The organism is Cobetia sp. 2AS (assembly GCF_029846355.1).
GTDB lineage: Bacteria > Pseudomonadota > Gammaproteobacteria > Pseudomonadales > Halomonadaceae > Cobetia > Cobetia amphilecti.
In genome coordinates, this window is the sequence record NZ_JARWKQ010000002.1 from 806,878 (window position 1) to 821,422 (window position 14,545).

The window sequence follows — 14,545 nt, forward strand, 5'->3', positions numbered from 1 at the left end:
GCGTGCAGCAAGGGGTATCAGGTACGCGGCAGAGTCACGCCACGCTGGCCCTGATACTTGCCGCCGCGATCCTTGTAGCTGGTCTCGCAGACTTCATCGGACTCGAGGAACAGCATCTGCGCCACGCCTTCGTTGGCGTAGATACGCGCCGGCAGGTTGGTGGTGTTGGAGAACTCGAGGGTGACGTGGCCTTCCCACTCCGGCTCCAGCGGCGTCACGTTGACGATGATGCCGCAACGCGCGTAGGTGGACTTGCCCAGGCAGATGGTCAGCACGTTACGCGGAATGCGGAAGTACTCGATGGTACGGGCCAGCGCGAAGGAGTTGGGCGGAATCACGCAGGAGTCACCCTTCACGTCCACGAAGCTCTTCTCATCGAAGTGCTTGGGGTCCACCGTCGCCGAATGGATGTTGGTGAAGACCTTGAACTCATCCGAGCAGCGCACATCGTAGCCGTAGCTGGAAGTGCCGTAGGAAATCACACGGCGCTCATCGTGAAAGCGCACCTGATCGGGCTCAAAGGGTTCGATCATGTCGTGGCTTTCGGCCATGCGACGGATCCACTTGTCGGATTTGATGCTCATCGAGCGTACCTGACTGACTGATGGGGAGAGACGCGTGAGCGCCATGAAACGCGGGCCAGCATGATACCGGCCCGCTGTGTCGCTGGAAACCTCGGCACGCGCGGCTAGCGCCTGGCGTGTCGGGCTCAGCTGAAGCTGATGCTCGGGCCTTCGTCTGCGCCGGCACTTTCCAGAGACTCGGAGACCTGACGCGCGATGGCGCGGAAGCTCGCGGCCACTTCGCCGTCCGGCTCAGCGATCACGCTCGGGCGACCGCCATCGGCATTCTCGCGAATGCTCAGAGTCAGCGGCAGCTGGCCCAGCAGACGAGTCTGGTACTCATCGGCGATACGCTCACCACCGCCCGCGCCGAAGACCGCTTCGCTGTGGCCACACTGGCTGCAGGTGTGAGTGCTCATGTTCTCGACCACACCCAGCACCGGCACCTTGACCTTGCGGAACATCTCGATGCCCTTCTGGGCGTCCAGCAGTGCGATGTCCTGCGGCGTGGTGACGATGACGGCGCCGGAGACCGGCACCTTCTGCGACAGGGTCAGCTGGATATCACCGGTGCCCGGCGGCATGTCGATCAGCAGCACGTCAAGCTCGCCCCAGGCGGTCTGGTTGAGCAGCTGCTGGAAGGCACCGGCAACCATCGGGCCACGCCAGACCATCGGATCCTTCACGTCGACCAGATAGGCCATCGACATGGTCTTGATGCCATGCGCCTCGATGGGGCTGAAGACCTGCTCACCGGCCATCTCCGGACGCTGGCCGGTCGGCACGCCGAACATCTGCGCCTGACTCGGGCCATAGATGTCGGCGTCCAGCAGGCCGACCTTGAGACCTTCCGCCGCCAATGCCAGTGCCAGATTGGCGGTGACGGTGGACTTGCCGACGCCACCCTTGCCGGAAGCGACCGCGACAATGTGCTTGATACCTTCCATACCTTGAAACTCCTGTGACGGCCTGCGCGACGCGATGAATGTGGCGCGCAGGCGTCTGAACTGTCAGCGAAAAAAGCCGTGGAACACGATGGGCACAGTATGCCTGCCACCGCTACACGGGCCAAGCCGAGGAAGCATGTCCATGGAAGCCATGCCTCAGGAAGCCATGAACTTGGGAGCAAATCAGAAGCGCACGTCTCAGAAGCGCACGTCGACCGGCAGGAAGCGCCACTCGCCCGGCGCCATGCGACCGAGCAGAATCGCGCCCAGACGCAGACGACGCACCTCGATAACCTTGAGGCCCTGCTCCTCGACCGCACCGCGGATACCCCCCACCGGCACCCGCTTCATGGCGATGCGCAGACGGGTATCACTCTGCCAGCTGATGCTGACCTTGGGCTTGCGGCCACGGATGTCGGCGCACAGCGCGAAGCCGATACGCTTGAGGCCTTCGTCATCCAGCGTTCCTTCCACTTCGACGACGTACTCCTGCTCCAGCTGGTCGAGGTCATCACCCAGCTTGCGGATCACGCCACGGTTCTGTGACCACACCGCGAGACCGGATTCGTCTTCGCCGAGCTCGGCCAGCGGCTGCTGGGACAGGAAATGCACCTTGAGCCAGTCGGCACCGCTGTTGTCGAGCGCACTGCGCGGCGCGCCGTCACGCAGGGTCAGCGGGTCCGGCAGCGGCGTGCCCGGCGGCTGATACCAGACCAGGGTCAGCGGCTCGATGGGTGCCATGCTGGCGCCTTCATCGACGGTGACTTCCTCATCGGTGACCTTGAAGAAAGGCGCTTCCACGATCTCGCCCGCGACACGTACCACCCCCTTGGCGATGAGATGCTCGGCCTCACGGCGCGAGATGCCCTGCTGATGGGCCAGAAACTTGGAAAGACGGACGGGTTCGGTCATGGGGACTCTCGAGGCAGCGACGCAGGCAACAGGCAGAGCAGCAGCACGCAGAAGCGCAGATAAAAAGAAGTGGGACAGCCTGACAGGGTCATCAAGGCTAGCCCGCCATGATAACGGCATGCGCCGAGGATGGCACGGACGAGACGCGCTGAAGATGCTAGGCTGCGTGGCCAGAAATCGGCGCGGCGCGCTTGAGCAGATCATATGATGCTCATCACCAGGTCCTTTGACGCTCTCCGCCAGCGCATCTGATCCACTACGCCTGGTCATCCGCCCCTCTGGCGCAAGCGATCTGGCTGCCTCTGGCACGCCTGATCGTGCGCTGGCAGGCACGATGCGCTGCCCGCACCATCGTCATCGTCATCACTACGCAACCGCGTGGTGACAGTTGCGGAACCCTTTGCGCGGCAAAGCGTCAGAGTTGCGTTGAAGCTCACCCTGGACCATACAAGGTCAGGGTCAGGCAAACTGATGCGCTTGCGCGTCGACTGTCGCTACCGAGGAAGCCGGTGGCCAACGCTTCAGTCTCCGTCAGTGACTCGCCAACCGAAGGTGTGCGATCGACCCGGATTGACCCTGCGCGCCATCCCGCCTTGCTGCGCTTCCCAGGCCACGTTCACAGGTATCTTGCATGCGTTTATCTCCCACATCGCGCCGCCCACTGACTCACACTAGGCGCTACGCCATCAGCAGTGCACGCACGCTTCGTCATCTGGTACTGATCTTCGGCCTGACGCTGGCCGCAGGGTGCTCCGCGCCGCACGCCTCGGACGCGCCTGCCGCCCCGACTACCGCGGCCAAGGCAGCCGTCAAGGCCGAACGGCTGGAAAGCCTGCTGGTGCAAGGCGAAAGCGATGTGCCGGAGAGCCTGCTGCTCAGCAAGGCCGGCGCCAAGGCGATCGACCCCAACGGCCAGCGCCCGGTGGATGACCCGCTGACCTGCCTGGCGCGCGCCGCCTACTGGGAAGCCAAGGGCGAAGGCAGAAGCGGCATGCAGGGCATTGTCAATGTGGTGATCAACCGCGCCGCCGACCCGCGCTTCCCCGATAGCCTGTGCGGCGTGGTCAAGCAGGGCGGCGAAAGCGGCAGCTGCCAGTTCTCCTGGTGGTGTGACGGGCGCTCAGACCGCATTCGCGAACCCGCCGCCTACGCCGAAGCACGCGACGTGGCCCGTCAGGCGCTCAACCATCAGCTGGAAGACGTCACCGACGGCGCCCTCTACTTCCACGCCCGCTACGCCACGCCCTACTGGGCCAAGCGCTTCGTGCGCACCGCGCGCATCGGTCAGCACCTGTTCTATCGCAACTGAGTGCGAGCCGCTGCTGCTGGATGACCGCTGCTGAGAGCCAGCGACACTGCGACCCGAAGTCGCAAACACGACGCCCCCGCTGCCATTGGCAACGGGGGCGTCATGTTTGGGGGTGTCGTAATAGGGGCGTGTGCCTAAGGGGTGGGCAGGGACACCCTTCCCAAAATTCCTGACGGATCAGGTGTCTGGCTGTGCCGCCAGCTTGGTGCGGATGAACTCGCTGTGGCTGACATGCAGCAGGCCGGCCAGACGGCGGATGCGATGCTCTTCCTGCGGGTCCAGCTCGCCATCGGCGTAGGCCAGCTCCCAGAGCATGCCGATCAGCTCGCTGCGCTCCTCAAGGCTCATGTGCTCGTTGAGCTGCTTGACGAAGCGGTAGTGGTCCGTGGCCTGCTCGGCATCCTGCTCGGCCTGGGTCAGCAGGCTGGCAAGTTCCTCATCCCCCAGCGAGAAGCGCTCGGCCAGCTGGCGCGCCAGGGCTTCACGTTCGCGCACATCGAGATGGTCATCGGCGCGTACCACCTCGAACATCAGCACGGCCATGGCGAGTTCCGGGCCGGGCTCCTCGTTGGGGCGGGCGTTGCTGCCGGGCATCATCACCTGGCGGATGAGACGATTGATCTGACCGGCGACGGATAGCTGTGCTGGCATGCTGACCTCCAGGAACGGAAAATGTAGTGTCCTTGAATCCTTCATGAGGGCAGCGGCACGGGTTGCAACCTCGCAGTTGCGCACGCCAGCGTTGCCGGTGACGCGACGCGCCCTTCGCGCCGCCCGCACCTTCGCGATATAGTAGCGCCCATCCCGACGGGGCGATGCGTTCGCCCCTTATCACGAGTCATCCCGGCGAGTCGCTGCGCACTGCGCAGCAGGCGCCCTTTACCGTCAAGACGAGGCCTCATGTCAGCGCGCAAGATTCTGGTTACCAGTGCCCTGCCCTATGCCAATGGGTCGATCCACCTGGGTCACCTGCTTGAGTACATCCAGACCGACATCTGGGTACGCTTCCAGAAAAGCCGTGGCCACGAATGCCATTACGTGTGCGCCGATGACGCCCACGGCACCGCCATCATGCTGCGTGCCGAGCAGGAAGGTGTCACCGCCGAGCAGCTGATCCAGCGTGTGAGTGACGAGCACCAGGCCGACTTCGCCAAGTTCGGCGTCGGCTTTGACAACTATCACTCCACCCACTCGCCGGAGAACCGCGCCCACAGCGAGTGCATCTATCTGGCGCTGCGCGATGCCGGCCATATCGCCACGCGCGATATCGAGCAGATGTTCGATCCGGTCAAGGGCCTGTTCCTCGCCGACCGCTTCATCAAGGGCACCTGCCCGAAGTGCAAGACCGAAGACCAGTACGGCGACAACTGTGAAGCCTGCGGCGCGGCCTACACGCCGGCCGAGCTGATCGATCCGGTCTCGGCCATCTCCGGCGCCACGCCGGAAATGCGCACGTCCACCCACTACTTCTTCAAGCTGCCGAACTTCGCCGAGTTCCTGCAGGAGTGGACCAAGAGCGGCCGCGTGCAGAGCCAGATTTCCAACAAGCTGCAGGAATGGTTCGAGGCGGGTCTGGCCGAGTGGGACATCTCCCGCGATGCGCCCTACTTCGGCTTCGAGATTCCCGACGCGCCGGGCAAGTACTTCTACGTGTGGCTGGACGCGCCGATCGGCTACCTCGCCAGCTTCCAGAACCTGTGCGAGAAGCAGGGCATCGACTTCGACAGCTACTGGAAGGCCGATTCCGACGCCGAGGTCTATCACTTCATCGGCAAGGACATCGTCTACTTCCACGCCCTGTTCTGGCCGGCGATGCTGGAAGGTGCCGGCATGCGCACCCCGACCGGCGTCAACTGCCACGGTTTCGTGACCGTCAATGGCGCCAAGATGTCCAAGTCGCGCGGCACCTTCATCAAGGCCGACACCTACGCGCAGTTCCTCAACCCGGAATACCTGCGCTACTACTTCGCCGCCAAGCTGACCTCCGGCGTCGATGACCTCGACCTCAACCTCGACGACTTCACCGCCCGCGTGAATTCCGACCTGGTCGGCAAGGTGGTCAACATCGCCAGCCGCTGCGCCGGTTTCGTCAAGAAGTTCGGCGACGGCAAGCTGTCCGCCACCTGCGCCGAGCCGGAGCTGGTCGAGCGCTTCATCGCCGCTGGCGAAGGCATCGCGGCAGACTTCGAAGCCCGTGAATTCGCGCGCGCCATGCGCAAGGTGATGGAGCTGGCCGATGAAGCCAACACCTACATCGCCGACAAGGCGCCGTGGGCGATGGCCAAGGAAGACGGCCGCGAGCAGGAAGTGCTCGACGTCTGCTCCGTGGGTATCAACCTGTTCCGCCAGCTGATGGTCTATCTGGCGCCGGTGATTCCGGAGCTGACCGACAAGGCACGCGACTTCCTGAACCTCGAGAGCCTCGACTGGGCCAGCCGTGAAAGCGTGCTGACCGATCATGCGATCAACAAGTTCAAGCCGCTGCTGACCCGTGTCGAGCCGGAGCGCATCGACAAGATGCTCGAAGCCTCGCGCGAAGTGCTGGTCGAGGAGCAGAAGATCAAGGACGGCACCGCCAAGGCCGAAGCCGCGGCCGCGCCGAGCCCGCTCGACGCCGACCCGATCGCCGACGAGATCGACTTCGATACCTTCATGAAGACCGACCTGCGCGTGGCGAAGATCGTCAAGGCGGAGCATGTCGAGAAGGCGGCCAAGCTGCTCAAGCTGACGCTGGACATCGGTGGCGAGACACGCACCGTGTTCTCCGGCATCAAGTCCGCCTACGCGCCGGAAGCGCTGGAAGGTCGTCTGACGGTGATGGTCGCCAACCTGGCGCCGCGCAAGATGCGCTTCGGCGTGTCAGAGGGCATGGTGCTGGCCGCCGGTGACGACGAAGGCATCTACCTGCTGGAGCCGCACACCGGCGCCAAGCCGGGCCAGCGCGTCACTTGATGCAGTGATGATGCGCTGATGCTGCCCAACTGAAGCCTCTTCAGCACAACGCCCCGCCAGAGACTCTCTGGCGGGGCGTTGTCGTTCATGCGTCACATTCTGCCTGCGGGAGGGCTACTCGTAACGGCGACCGGCATGCTCCAGCCAGCCATCCACATGGCGGCCACCGGGATCATGATGCGTCCAGTGGATCACGCCGCCCTTGTCGGTCCACTCATATTCGCCGTAGAAGCCGATGCGATCACCGACCTGAAGACTGTCGATGCGTGGCGCGAGGTCGATGTTGTGCGCCACCAGAATGGTGGTCCCGCCCGCGACCCGGATCAGGAACTTCTGATGACGGCTGCCCTTGAGATCATCCCTGAGCAGACGCGTCACCTCGCCCACGCCCCGCACCTGCACATCACTCTGCTGGGCACTGATGGCGCGCCTGAGTCGGCTTTCGTCTGCCGAGGAGGCGCCTTCCCCCTGCGTCGCCTCGGCCTGCGGCGACTGGAAGTCATTCCACAGCTGGGAGAGCGAGAAATTGCCATTGCCCGTCAGCTGCGAGATGCCCGCCATCGCCACCACCAGAATGATGACCCATAACGGCCGACGGCCGCGTGTTCCAGTCCTGCGCATATCCCGCTCCTTGTGCCACCCCGGATGACGTGAAAGTCTCTGATCACGCCATAATCAATAAAAGTAATAAAGGAATTCTTCTTTATTACTTCAAGAACCAAGCAAAACGCGAAACAATGGTCGTCTCATGCTGGCAACACTACGCCTCGCTTGCCACGCTACAGGCTGTCGGCCAGCAGCATCTTGCGTATAATACCGCCGCGCTCGACGATCCCCTGCCGTGCAGCTTCCTGACAGCTTGCGGCAGCAACAGCCCTGATCGCCTGCGAGTGCCGGTTCATGCATGCCGCGAGCACGGAAGCGCCTTCGAAACACCCTGACCGAGCGACGCCCCTGATGAGTGAATACCTTCTTATCCTGATCAGCACCATCCTGGTCAACAATTTCGTACTGGTGCAGTTCCTCGGCCTGTGCCCCTTCATGGGTGTCTCCAACAAGCTGGAGTCCGCGATGGGCATGTCGCTGGCCACCACCTTCGTGCTCACGCTGTCGTCGATGTGCGCCTACCTGACCTATCACTTCATCCTCGCGCCGTTGGGGCTCGAGTACCTGCGCACCATCGCCTTCATCATGGTGATCGCCGTGGTGGTGCAGTTCACCGAGATGGTGGTCAAGAAGACCAGCCCGCTGCTCTATCAGGTGTTGGGCATCTTCCTGCCGCTGATCACCACCAACTGCGCGGTACTCGGCGTGGCGCTGCTGACCCTGAACCGCAATTCCAGCTTCATGGAAGCCACGCTCTACGGCTTCGGCGCGGCCGTCGGCTTCTCGCTGGTGCTGGTACTGTTCGCCGCCATGCGCGAGCGCCTGGCCGTCGCCGATGTGCCGCGCCCCTTCCAGGGCCCGGCCATCGCGATGATCACCGCCAGCCTGATGTCGCTGGCCTTCCTCGGCTTCTCCGGACTGGTGCAGATCTGACATGCTCGAATTCTTCAACGACCATACGCTGATCTCCGCCATCGTCGCACTGGTGGCCATGGCCGTCGTCTTCGGGGGCCTGCTCGGCTTTGCCGCCGTGGCCTTCAGGGTCGAGGGCGACCCCATCGTCGAGCAGATCGACCAGCTGCTGCCGCAGACCCAGTGCGGCCAGTGCGGTTATCCGGGCTGCAAGCCCTACGCCCAGGCCATCGCCGAAGGCGACGAGATCAACAAGTGCCCGCCGGGCGGCGAGAGCACCATCGCCTCGCTGGCCGACCTGCTGGGCCGTGAGGCCACGCCGCTGGATGGTGACAGCGACAACACGCCCAAGGTAGCGGTGATTCGCGAGGACGAGTGCATCGGTTGCACCAAGTGCATCCAGGCCTGCCCTGTCGATGCCATCCTAGGTGCCGCCAAGCACATGCACACCGTGATCGCCGACGAATGCACCGGCTGCGATCTGTGTGTCGAGCCCTGCCCAGTCGATTGCATCGACATGGTGCCGGTCGCCACTGATGTGCGCAGCTGGCACTGGCCGCAACCGGCGGGCCCGACCCGCGACAATGCCCGCTTCAGCGGCAACCTGATCGTGACCGATGCCGCCGATTCTACTGCCACATCTGCAAGGAATGTCGCCTGATGGTTCTGTCGTTACTCAAATCCATGGTGACTTCCTCACGCTCCTCTGCCACGGCGGAGGCGGAACACACACAAAAGGGTCAGGGCACGCCGCGCGTGTTCGACTTCCACGGCGGTATCCATCCGCCGGAGCACAAGGCGCTCTCCAACCGCGCCCCGCTGGTAGCCGCCCCGCTACCCCGTGAGGTGGTGCTGCCGCTCAGCCAGCATATCGGCGCGCCCGCCCAGCCACTGGTGGAGATCGGCCAGCGCGTCAAGACGGGTGAGCTGATCGCGCGCGCCCAGGGCATGATCTCCGCCCCGGTGCATGCCAGCATCACCGGCGTGGTCACCGCCATCGAGCCGCGCCAGATTCCCCACGTCTCGGGCCTGGAAGACCTGTGCATCGTGATCGAGCGCGACGGCGAGATCGATGAATGGGCGCGCCTGGAAGCCTGGCGCGACTGGCGTCAGCAGGAAGCCCAGGACCTGATCCAGCGTCTGCAGGACGCCGGCGTGGTCGGCCAGGGCGGCGCCGGCTTCCCCTCGGCGGTGAAGGCGCGGGTGCGTGAGCGCCACGCCATCGACACCCTGATTCTGAACGCGGCGGAGTGTGAGCCTTACATCACCGCCGATGACCTGACCATGCGCACGCATCCGGAAGCGCTGATCGAAGGGCTCGAGATTCTCGCCAGCCTGATCGGCCCCGAGTGCATCCTGATCGGCATCGAGGACAACAAGCCCGAGGCCGTCATCGCGCTTGAACAGGCGATTCGCGCCCGCCGCGCCGACAAGCGCCTGCCGCCGCTGGATTCACGCCTCGAAGTCGTGGTGGTGCCGACCAAGTATCCCTCCGGCGGCGAGAAGCAGCTGATCAAGCTGCTTACGGACCGCGAAGTGCCCAGCCGTGGCCTGCCCGCCGATGTCGGCGTGGTGGTGCACAACCCGGGCACCGTGCGCGCCGTGCAGCGCGCGGTGTGCTTCGGCGAGCCGATGATCTCGCGCGTCGTCACCCTGACCGGCGAGGCGTTGCAGCATCCGCACAATGTCGAGGCGCGCCTGGGCACCTCCATTGCAGACCTGCTGCGTCTGGCGGCGCCTGCGCCGACGGGCATCGCCCGCCTGGTAATGGGTGGCCCGATGATGGGCTTCACGCTCGAGAGCGACGCCCTGCCGATCATCAAGACCACCAACTGTCTGCTGGCCTCCTCTCCCGAGTCACTGCCGGCACCGGCGGTCGAGCAGCCGTGCATCCGTTGCGGCATGTGCGAGCAGGCCTGCCCGGCCGAGCTGCTGCCGCAGCAGCTCTACTGGTTCTCCAAGGCACGCGAGTTCGACAAGGCCGAGCTCTACAATCTGGCGGACTGCATCGAATGCGGCGCCTGCTCCTATGTCTGCCCCAGCCAGATTCCGCTGGTGCAGTATTACCGCTTCGCCAAGGGCGAGATTCGCAGTGCCCAGCACGAGGCGCGCAAGTCCGAGCGCGCGCGTCACCGCTTCGAATTCAAGCAGGCGCGCATGGCGCGCGAGGAAGCCGAGAAGGAAGCCAAGCGTCAGCAGCGCGCTCAGGCGGCCCAGAAGTCCGCCGCCGCCCGCGCCGATGCCAGCGCCGCCGCAGACGCGCCTTCGGCCTCGCCCTCCACAGCGGCCGCCGCTGCCCAGCCGGCACCGGCCACCGACATCAAGGCCTTCAAGACGGCGCGCGCCGCGGCCAACATCGCCCTCAAGAAGGCCGAGAAGGCCCTCAAGACAGCCCAGGATGGCGGTGAGAGCTCCGAGAGCGATATCGCCAAGCTCGAGGCCAACGTGACCGCGGCCAAGACCAAGCTCGCCAGCGCCGAGAGCGCCCTCAAGGCCGCCAGCGAGGCAAGCGAGTCAGCTGCCCCGGCGGCTGCCGGCGCTTCGACAACCGGTGCGGCTACTCCCGCCGCCGATCTCAAGGCGCTCAAGACGGCGCGCGCCGCGGCCAATATCGCGGTCAAGAAGGCCGAGAAGGCCCTCAAGACCGCCCAGGACAGCGGTGAAGGCGATATTCCCGCCCTCGAGACCAGCGTGGCAGATGCCAAGGCGCGACTGGCCAAGGCCGAAGGCGATCTCAAGGCTGCCAGCGAGGCCAGCGAGTCAGCTGCCCCTGCGGCGGCCAGCGCTTCCGCGACAGGCGCGGCTGCCCCGGCAGCCGACCTCAAGGCGCTCAAGACGGCACGTGCCGCGGCCAATATCGCGGTCAAGAAGGCCGAGAAGGCCCTCAAGACCGCCCAGGACAGCGGTGAGGGCGACATCTCCGCCCTCGAGACCAGCGTCACCGAGGCCAAGGCACGCCTTGCCAAGGCTGAGGGCGACCTCAAGGCAGCGACCGACGCCGCTGGCGCTGCTCAAGGTACTGATAAAGGCCCTGTGGCAAGCGCTGCGGCTGGCTCTGCTCAAACCACTGATACAGGTGCGGCTGGCTCTTCTGCCAACGCTGCTGCACCGGCACCTGCGGCACCCAGCGCCGATATCAAGGCACTCAAGACGGCGCGCGCCGCAGCCAATATCGCGGTCAAGAAGGCCGAAAAGGCCCTGGCCCGCGCCAGCGAAAGTGGCGAAGGCGATATCGAGGACCTGCAGACCCTGCTGGCCACGGCCCAGGAAAACCTGCGTGCCGCCGAGGTGCGCCTCAACAGCGCGCAAGCTGGCAGCACTGAGGTGTCGCCTGCCGCCAAGGGCGCGGGCGAATTGATTCCCGAGGCGCCCAAGCCCGCTGCGGGTTCAGTCGGGCGCGGCAGCATGGCCAGCAACGTGACGCTCTCGCAGGCCGAGATCGAGGCATCACGCGCCGAGAACCTTGCCAAGCGCCACAAGCAGGTCAGCATCGCGGTCAAGGCGGCCGAGGCAGCCCACCGCAAGGCAGAGGCCGCATTGAGCGAGGCGGATGACGAAAACCGTCAGCGCCTGGCGACCAAGGTCGACCGCACGCGCCGCAATCTGGAACACGCCCGCGAGTCATTGGCCGAGGTGCAGGCACTGGTGGACGCCCAATGAGTGACCTGAGCCCAATTACCGCGCCAATGGCGACTCATCCTGAAGCACGCCTCGTGTCATTGCCCATTTACCGCAAGGATCTGACCGTCTCATGAGCCTGATGCATGCAAGCTCCCCCCATGCCCACGGGCCAACCGCCACCTCGCGCGTGATGGCCTGGGTGCTGGCCGCGACGCTGCCGGGTATCGCCGTGCTGTGCTGGCACTATGGCTGGGGTGTGCTGTTCAACCTCGTCTTCGCCTGTCTGGCGGGTGTCGCCCTCGAGGCACTGCTGCTCAAGCTGCGTGGCCGTCCGGTCAGCTTCTTCCTCAAGGACAATTCGGCGCTGGTGACCTGCGTGCTGCTGGCGGTGTCGTTGCCGCCGCTGGCGCCCTGGTGGCTGGTACTGACCGGCGTGATCGCGGCCATCGTGGTCGCCAAGCAGCTCTACGGTGGTCTGGGCCAGAATCCATTCAACCCGGCGATGGTCGCCTACGCGCTGCTGCTGATCTCCTTCCCGGTCGAGATGTCGCGCTGGTCGTCCCCGGATGGCTTCGCACTCGGCTTCACTGACAGCCTGCAGCAGTTCTTCGGCGTGATCCCCACGCCAGATGCCCTGACCGGCGCCACGCCGCTGGACGCCTTCCGCAACAAGGGCGAGTTTTCCAGCAGCGAGTTCTGGGCAGACCCGAGCCTGCTGCCTGCCGCCAACCTGCTGGCCTGGCAGCAGACGGCCATCGCCTGGGGCCTCGGCGGCCTGGTGCTGCTGGCGCGTCGCCTGATCACCTGGCATATCCCGGTGGCGATGCTGGGCAGCCTGGCGGTGATCTCCGCCATCTTCGCCTTCGTGGATGGCGAGCAGCACGCCAGCCCCCTGTTCCACCTGCTGTGCGGTGCGGCGATCTTCGGCGCCTTCTTCATCGCCACGGACCCCGTCACGGCGGCGACCTCCAACAAGGGCAAGCTCTATTACGGCGTCGGCATCGGCGTGCTGATCTACCTGATTCGCACCTTCGGCGCCTATCCTGACGCCATCGCCTTCGCGGTGCTGCTGATGAACTTCAGCGTGCCGTTCATCGATTACTACACCCAGCCACGCAGCTATGGTCACAAGAAGGCCCGTCGCGGCATCAAGCTGGAGGACAAGGCATGAGCCTGACGCCTGATCAGCCCGAACAGCAAGCCCAGGCCGCGCAGGGTCTGAAGCACACCATCGCGCGGGCAGCGCTGGGCCTGGCGGTCTTCGCCGTCGTCACCGCAGGCGTCGTCGCCGTGACCCAGATGACCACCGCCGAGACCATCGCCGACAACGAGCGTGCCGCCCAGAGCGCGGCGCTGGCCGAGATCATCCCGCCGTCGCTGCACGACAATGACCTGCTCGACGCAGCCTTCGCCCTGCCGCCTTCTCAGGTGCTGGGTCTGGAGAGCGCCGATACCGGCTGGCGCGCCACCCGGAATGGCGAGACCGTCGCGGTGCTGCTGCCGGTGGTGACCGGCAAGGGTTACAGCGGCGATATCCGCCTGCTGGTCGGAATCCGTGCCGATGGCAGCGTGGCCGGAGTGCGTGCCGTCAAGCACGCCGAGACCCCGGGGCTGGGCGACAAGATCGAAGCGCGCAAGTCCGACTGGATTCACGAATTCGATGACCAGACGCTCAGCTCGGTGGAATGGAAGGTGAACAAGGATGGCGGTGATTTCGACCAGTTCACCGGTGCGACCATCACCCCGCGCGCCGTGGTGGGTGCCGTTCGTCAGGCATTGATCTACTTCATGGCGCACCGCACGGCGCTGCTGGCCGGCGACAGCGAGACGCTGACCGCGACCCGCCGCGCTGCCAAGGCCCAGCAAGACACGCAAGCTCCCACCGCTGATGGCACGCTCACGCCATCAGCGCCTTCTGAACACGGTGGAGACGAACCTCATGAGTGATATCTCGCTTGGCAAGATCAGCCGCGACGGCCTGTGGGACAACAACCCGGCGCTGGTACAGCTGCTGGGCCTGTGTCCGCTGCTGGCCGTCACCGCCAGCGTCGTCAACGCCATCGGGCTGGGGCTTGCCACGCTGCTGGTGTTGATCGGCTCCAACGTGGCGGTGTCGCTGATCCGCAATCTGGTGCCTTCTGCAGTGCGCCTGCCGGCCTTCGTGATGATCATCGCCTCGTTCGTGACCTGTGCCGAGCTGCTGATGAAGGCCTACACCTATGAGCTCTATCAGATTCTCGGCATCTTCATTCCGCTGATCGTCACCAACTGCGCGATTCTCGGGCGTGCCGATGCCTTCGCCGCCAAGCACCCCGTGCTGCCGGCGGCCACCGATGGCCTGATGATGGGGCTGGGATTCATGGCCGTGCTGGTGCTGCTGGGTGGCATGCGTGAGCTGTTCGGCCAGGGCACGCTGTTTGCGGGCATGGAACTGCTCGTCGGGCCGATGGCCGCCGACTGGCAGCTGACGATCTTCCCGGACTACTCCTTCCTGTTCCTGGTGCTGCCGCCGGGCGCCTTCTTCTGCATGGGGCTGATCATCGCGGGCAAGAAGACCATCGATGAGCGTCTCGAGCAGCGCCGCAAGGCAGCCAACGCTGATGCGCCCAAGGTATCGCGTCGTGTACGCGTGACCGGCACCATCTCCTGAGCCCCTCACACAGGCTGTCAGCCCGCTGCCTGACGGCCTGTGTCGACGACGCCTGCTCCCAAGCCCTTACCGC

At 65.0% G+C, this 14,545-nt stretch carries 14 protein-coding genes; 9 read left to right on the forward strand and 5 right to left on the reverse strand.

What is annotated here, in order from left to right:
- Positions 1-17 precede the first annotated feature (17 nt).
- The 3 genes from dcd to QD356_RS08565 form a co-directional block, all read right to left on the reverse strand.
- On the reverse strand, positions 18-584 hold the full coding sequence (dcd, locus tag QD356_RS08555) for a dCTP deaminase (protein ID WP_043334107.1): 567 nt from the start codon (positions 582-584) through the stop codon (positions 18-20).
- Positions 585-709: 125 nt separating this feature from the next.
- Positions 710-1,546 carry an iron-sulfur cluster carrier protein ApbC gene (gene apbC, locus QD356_RS08560; protein WP_279877671.1) on the reverse strand — a complete coding sequence of 279 codons (837 nt, stop codon included), beginning with the start codon at positions 1,544-1,546 and terminating at the stop codon, positions 710-712.
- A 162-nt stretch (positions 1,547-1,708) separates the two neighbouring features.
- Positions 1,709-2,422 (reverse strand): RNA pseudouridine synthase, encoded by a 714-nt coding sequence (locus QD356_RS08565; RefSeq protein WP_159055855.1) that lies wholly within the window; start codon positions 2,420-2,422, stop codon positions 1,709-1,711.
- A 631-nt stretch (positions 2,423-3,053) separates the two neighbouring features.
- Here QD356_RS08565 and QD356_RS08570 point away from each other — a divergent pair.
- Positions 3,054-3,731: a cell wall hydrolase gene (locus QD356_RS08570; protein ID WP_192837648.1), complete on the forward strand. Its 678-nt coding sequence runs from the start codon at positions 3,054-3,056 to the stop codon at positions 3,729-3,731.
- Positions 3,732-3,908: 177 nt separating this feature from the next.
- Here QD356_RS08570 and QD356_RS08575 read toward each other — a convergent pair whose 3' ends face one another.
- The gene (locus QD356_RS08575; protein WP_052384628.1) at positions 3,909-4,382 is read right to left on the reverse strand and encodes a TerB family tellurite resistance protein; all 474 of its coding nucleotides are present in this window, start codon (positions 4,380-4,382) and stop codon (positions 3,909-3,911) included.
- A 249-nt stretch (positions 4,383-4,631) separates the two neighbouring features.
- Between QD356_RS08575 and metG the strand changes: the two genes are divergently transcribed.
- The gene (gene metG, locus QD356_RS08580; protein WP_192837647.1) at positions 4,632-6,683 is read left to right on the forward strand and encodes a methionine--tRNA ligase; all 2,052 of its coding nucleotides are present in this window, start codon (positions 4,632-4,634) and stop codon (positions 6,681-6,683) included.
- A 114-nt stretch (positions 6,684-6,797) separates the two neighbouring features.
- Here metG and QD356_RS08585 read toward each other — a convergent pair whose 3' ends face one another.
- Positions 6,798-7,304, reverse strand: a complete 507-nt coding sequence (locus QD356_RS08585; protein ID WP_043334103.1) for a DUF3465 domain-containing protein — start codon at positions 7,302-7,304, stop codon at positions 6,798-6,800.
- 29 nt (positions 7,305-7,333) lie between these two features.
- Between QD356_RS08585 and QD356_RS08590 the strand changes: the two genes are divergently transcribed.
- The 7 genes from QD356_RS08590 to QD356_RS08620 all read left to right on the forward strand — a co-directional run bounded on the left by QD356_RS08590 (position 7,334) and on the right by QD356_RS08620 (position 14,472).
- Positions 7,334-7,624 (forward strand): hypothetical protein, encoded by a 291-nt coding sequence (locus tag QD356_RS08590; protein ID WP_152965392.1) that lies wholly within the window; start codon positions 7,334-7,336, stop codon positions 7,622-7,624.
- 16 nt (positions 7,625-7,640) lie between these two features.
- Positions 7,641-8,222: an electron transport complex subunit RsxA gene (gene rsxA, locus QD356_RS08595; RefSeq protein ID WP_043334102.1), complete on the forward strand. Its 582-nt coding sequence runs from the start codon at positions 7,641-7,643 to the stop codon at positions 8,220-8,222.
- 1 nt (position 8,223) lies between these two features.
- The gene (gene rsxB, locus QD356_RS08600) at positions 8,224-8,862 is read left to right on the forward strand and encodes an electron transport complex subunit RsxB (RefSeq protein WP_192837646.1); all 639 of its coding nucleotides are present in this window, start codon (positions 8,224-8,226) and stop codon (positions 8,860-8,862) included.
- Positions 8,862-11,861 carry an electron transport complex subunit RsxC gene (rsxC, locus tag QD356_RS08605; protein WP_225996324.1) on the forward strand — a complete coding sequence of 1,000 codons (3,000 nt, stop codon included), beginning with the start codon at positions 8,862-8,864 and terminating at the stop codon, positions 11,859-11,861. Before rsxB ends, rsxC begins: the two co-directional genes overlap by 1 nt.
- 91 nt (positions 11,862-11,952) lie before the next feature.
- Positions 11,953-12,993: an electron transport complex subunit RsxD gene (rsxD, locus tag QD356_RS08610; RefSeq protein ID WP_192837645.1), complete on the forward strand. Its 1,041-nt coding sequence runs from the start codon at positions 11,953-11,955 to the stop codon at positions 12,991-12,993.
- Positions 12,990-13,769, forward strand: a complete 780-nt coding sequence (gene rsxG, locus QD356_RS08615; RefSeq protein ID WP_192837644.1) for an electron transport complex subunit RsxG — start codon at positions 12,990-12,992, stop codon at positions 13,767-13,769. Before rsxD ends, rsxG begins: the two co-directional genes overlap by 4 nt.
- Positions 13,762-14,472, forward strand: coding sequence for an electron transport complex subunit E (locus tag QD356_RS08620; RefSeq protein ID WP_043334099.1), 711 nt, complete (start codon positions 13,762-13,764; stop codon positions 14,470-14,472). Before rsxG ends, QD356_RS08620 begins: the two co-directional genes overlap by 8 nt.
- Positions 14,473-14,545 lie beyond the last annotated feature (73 nt).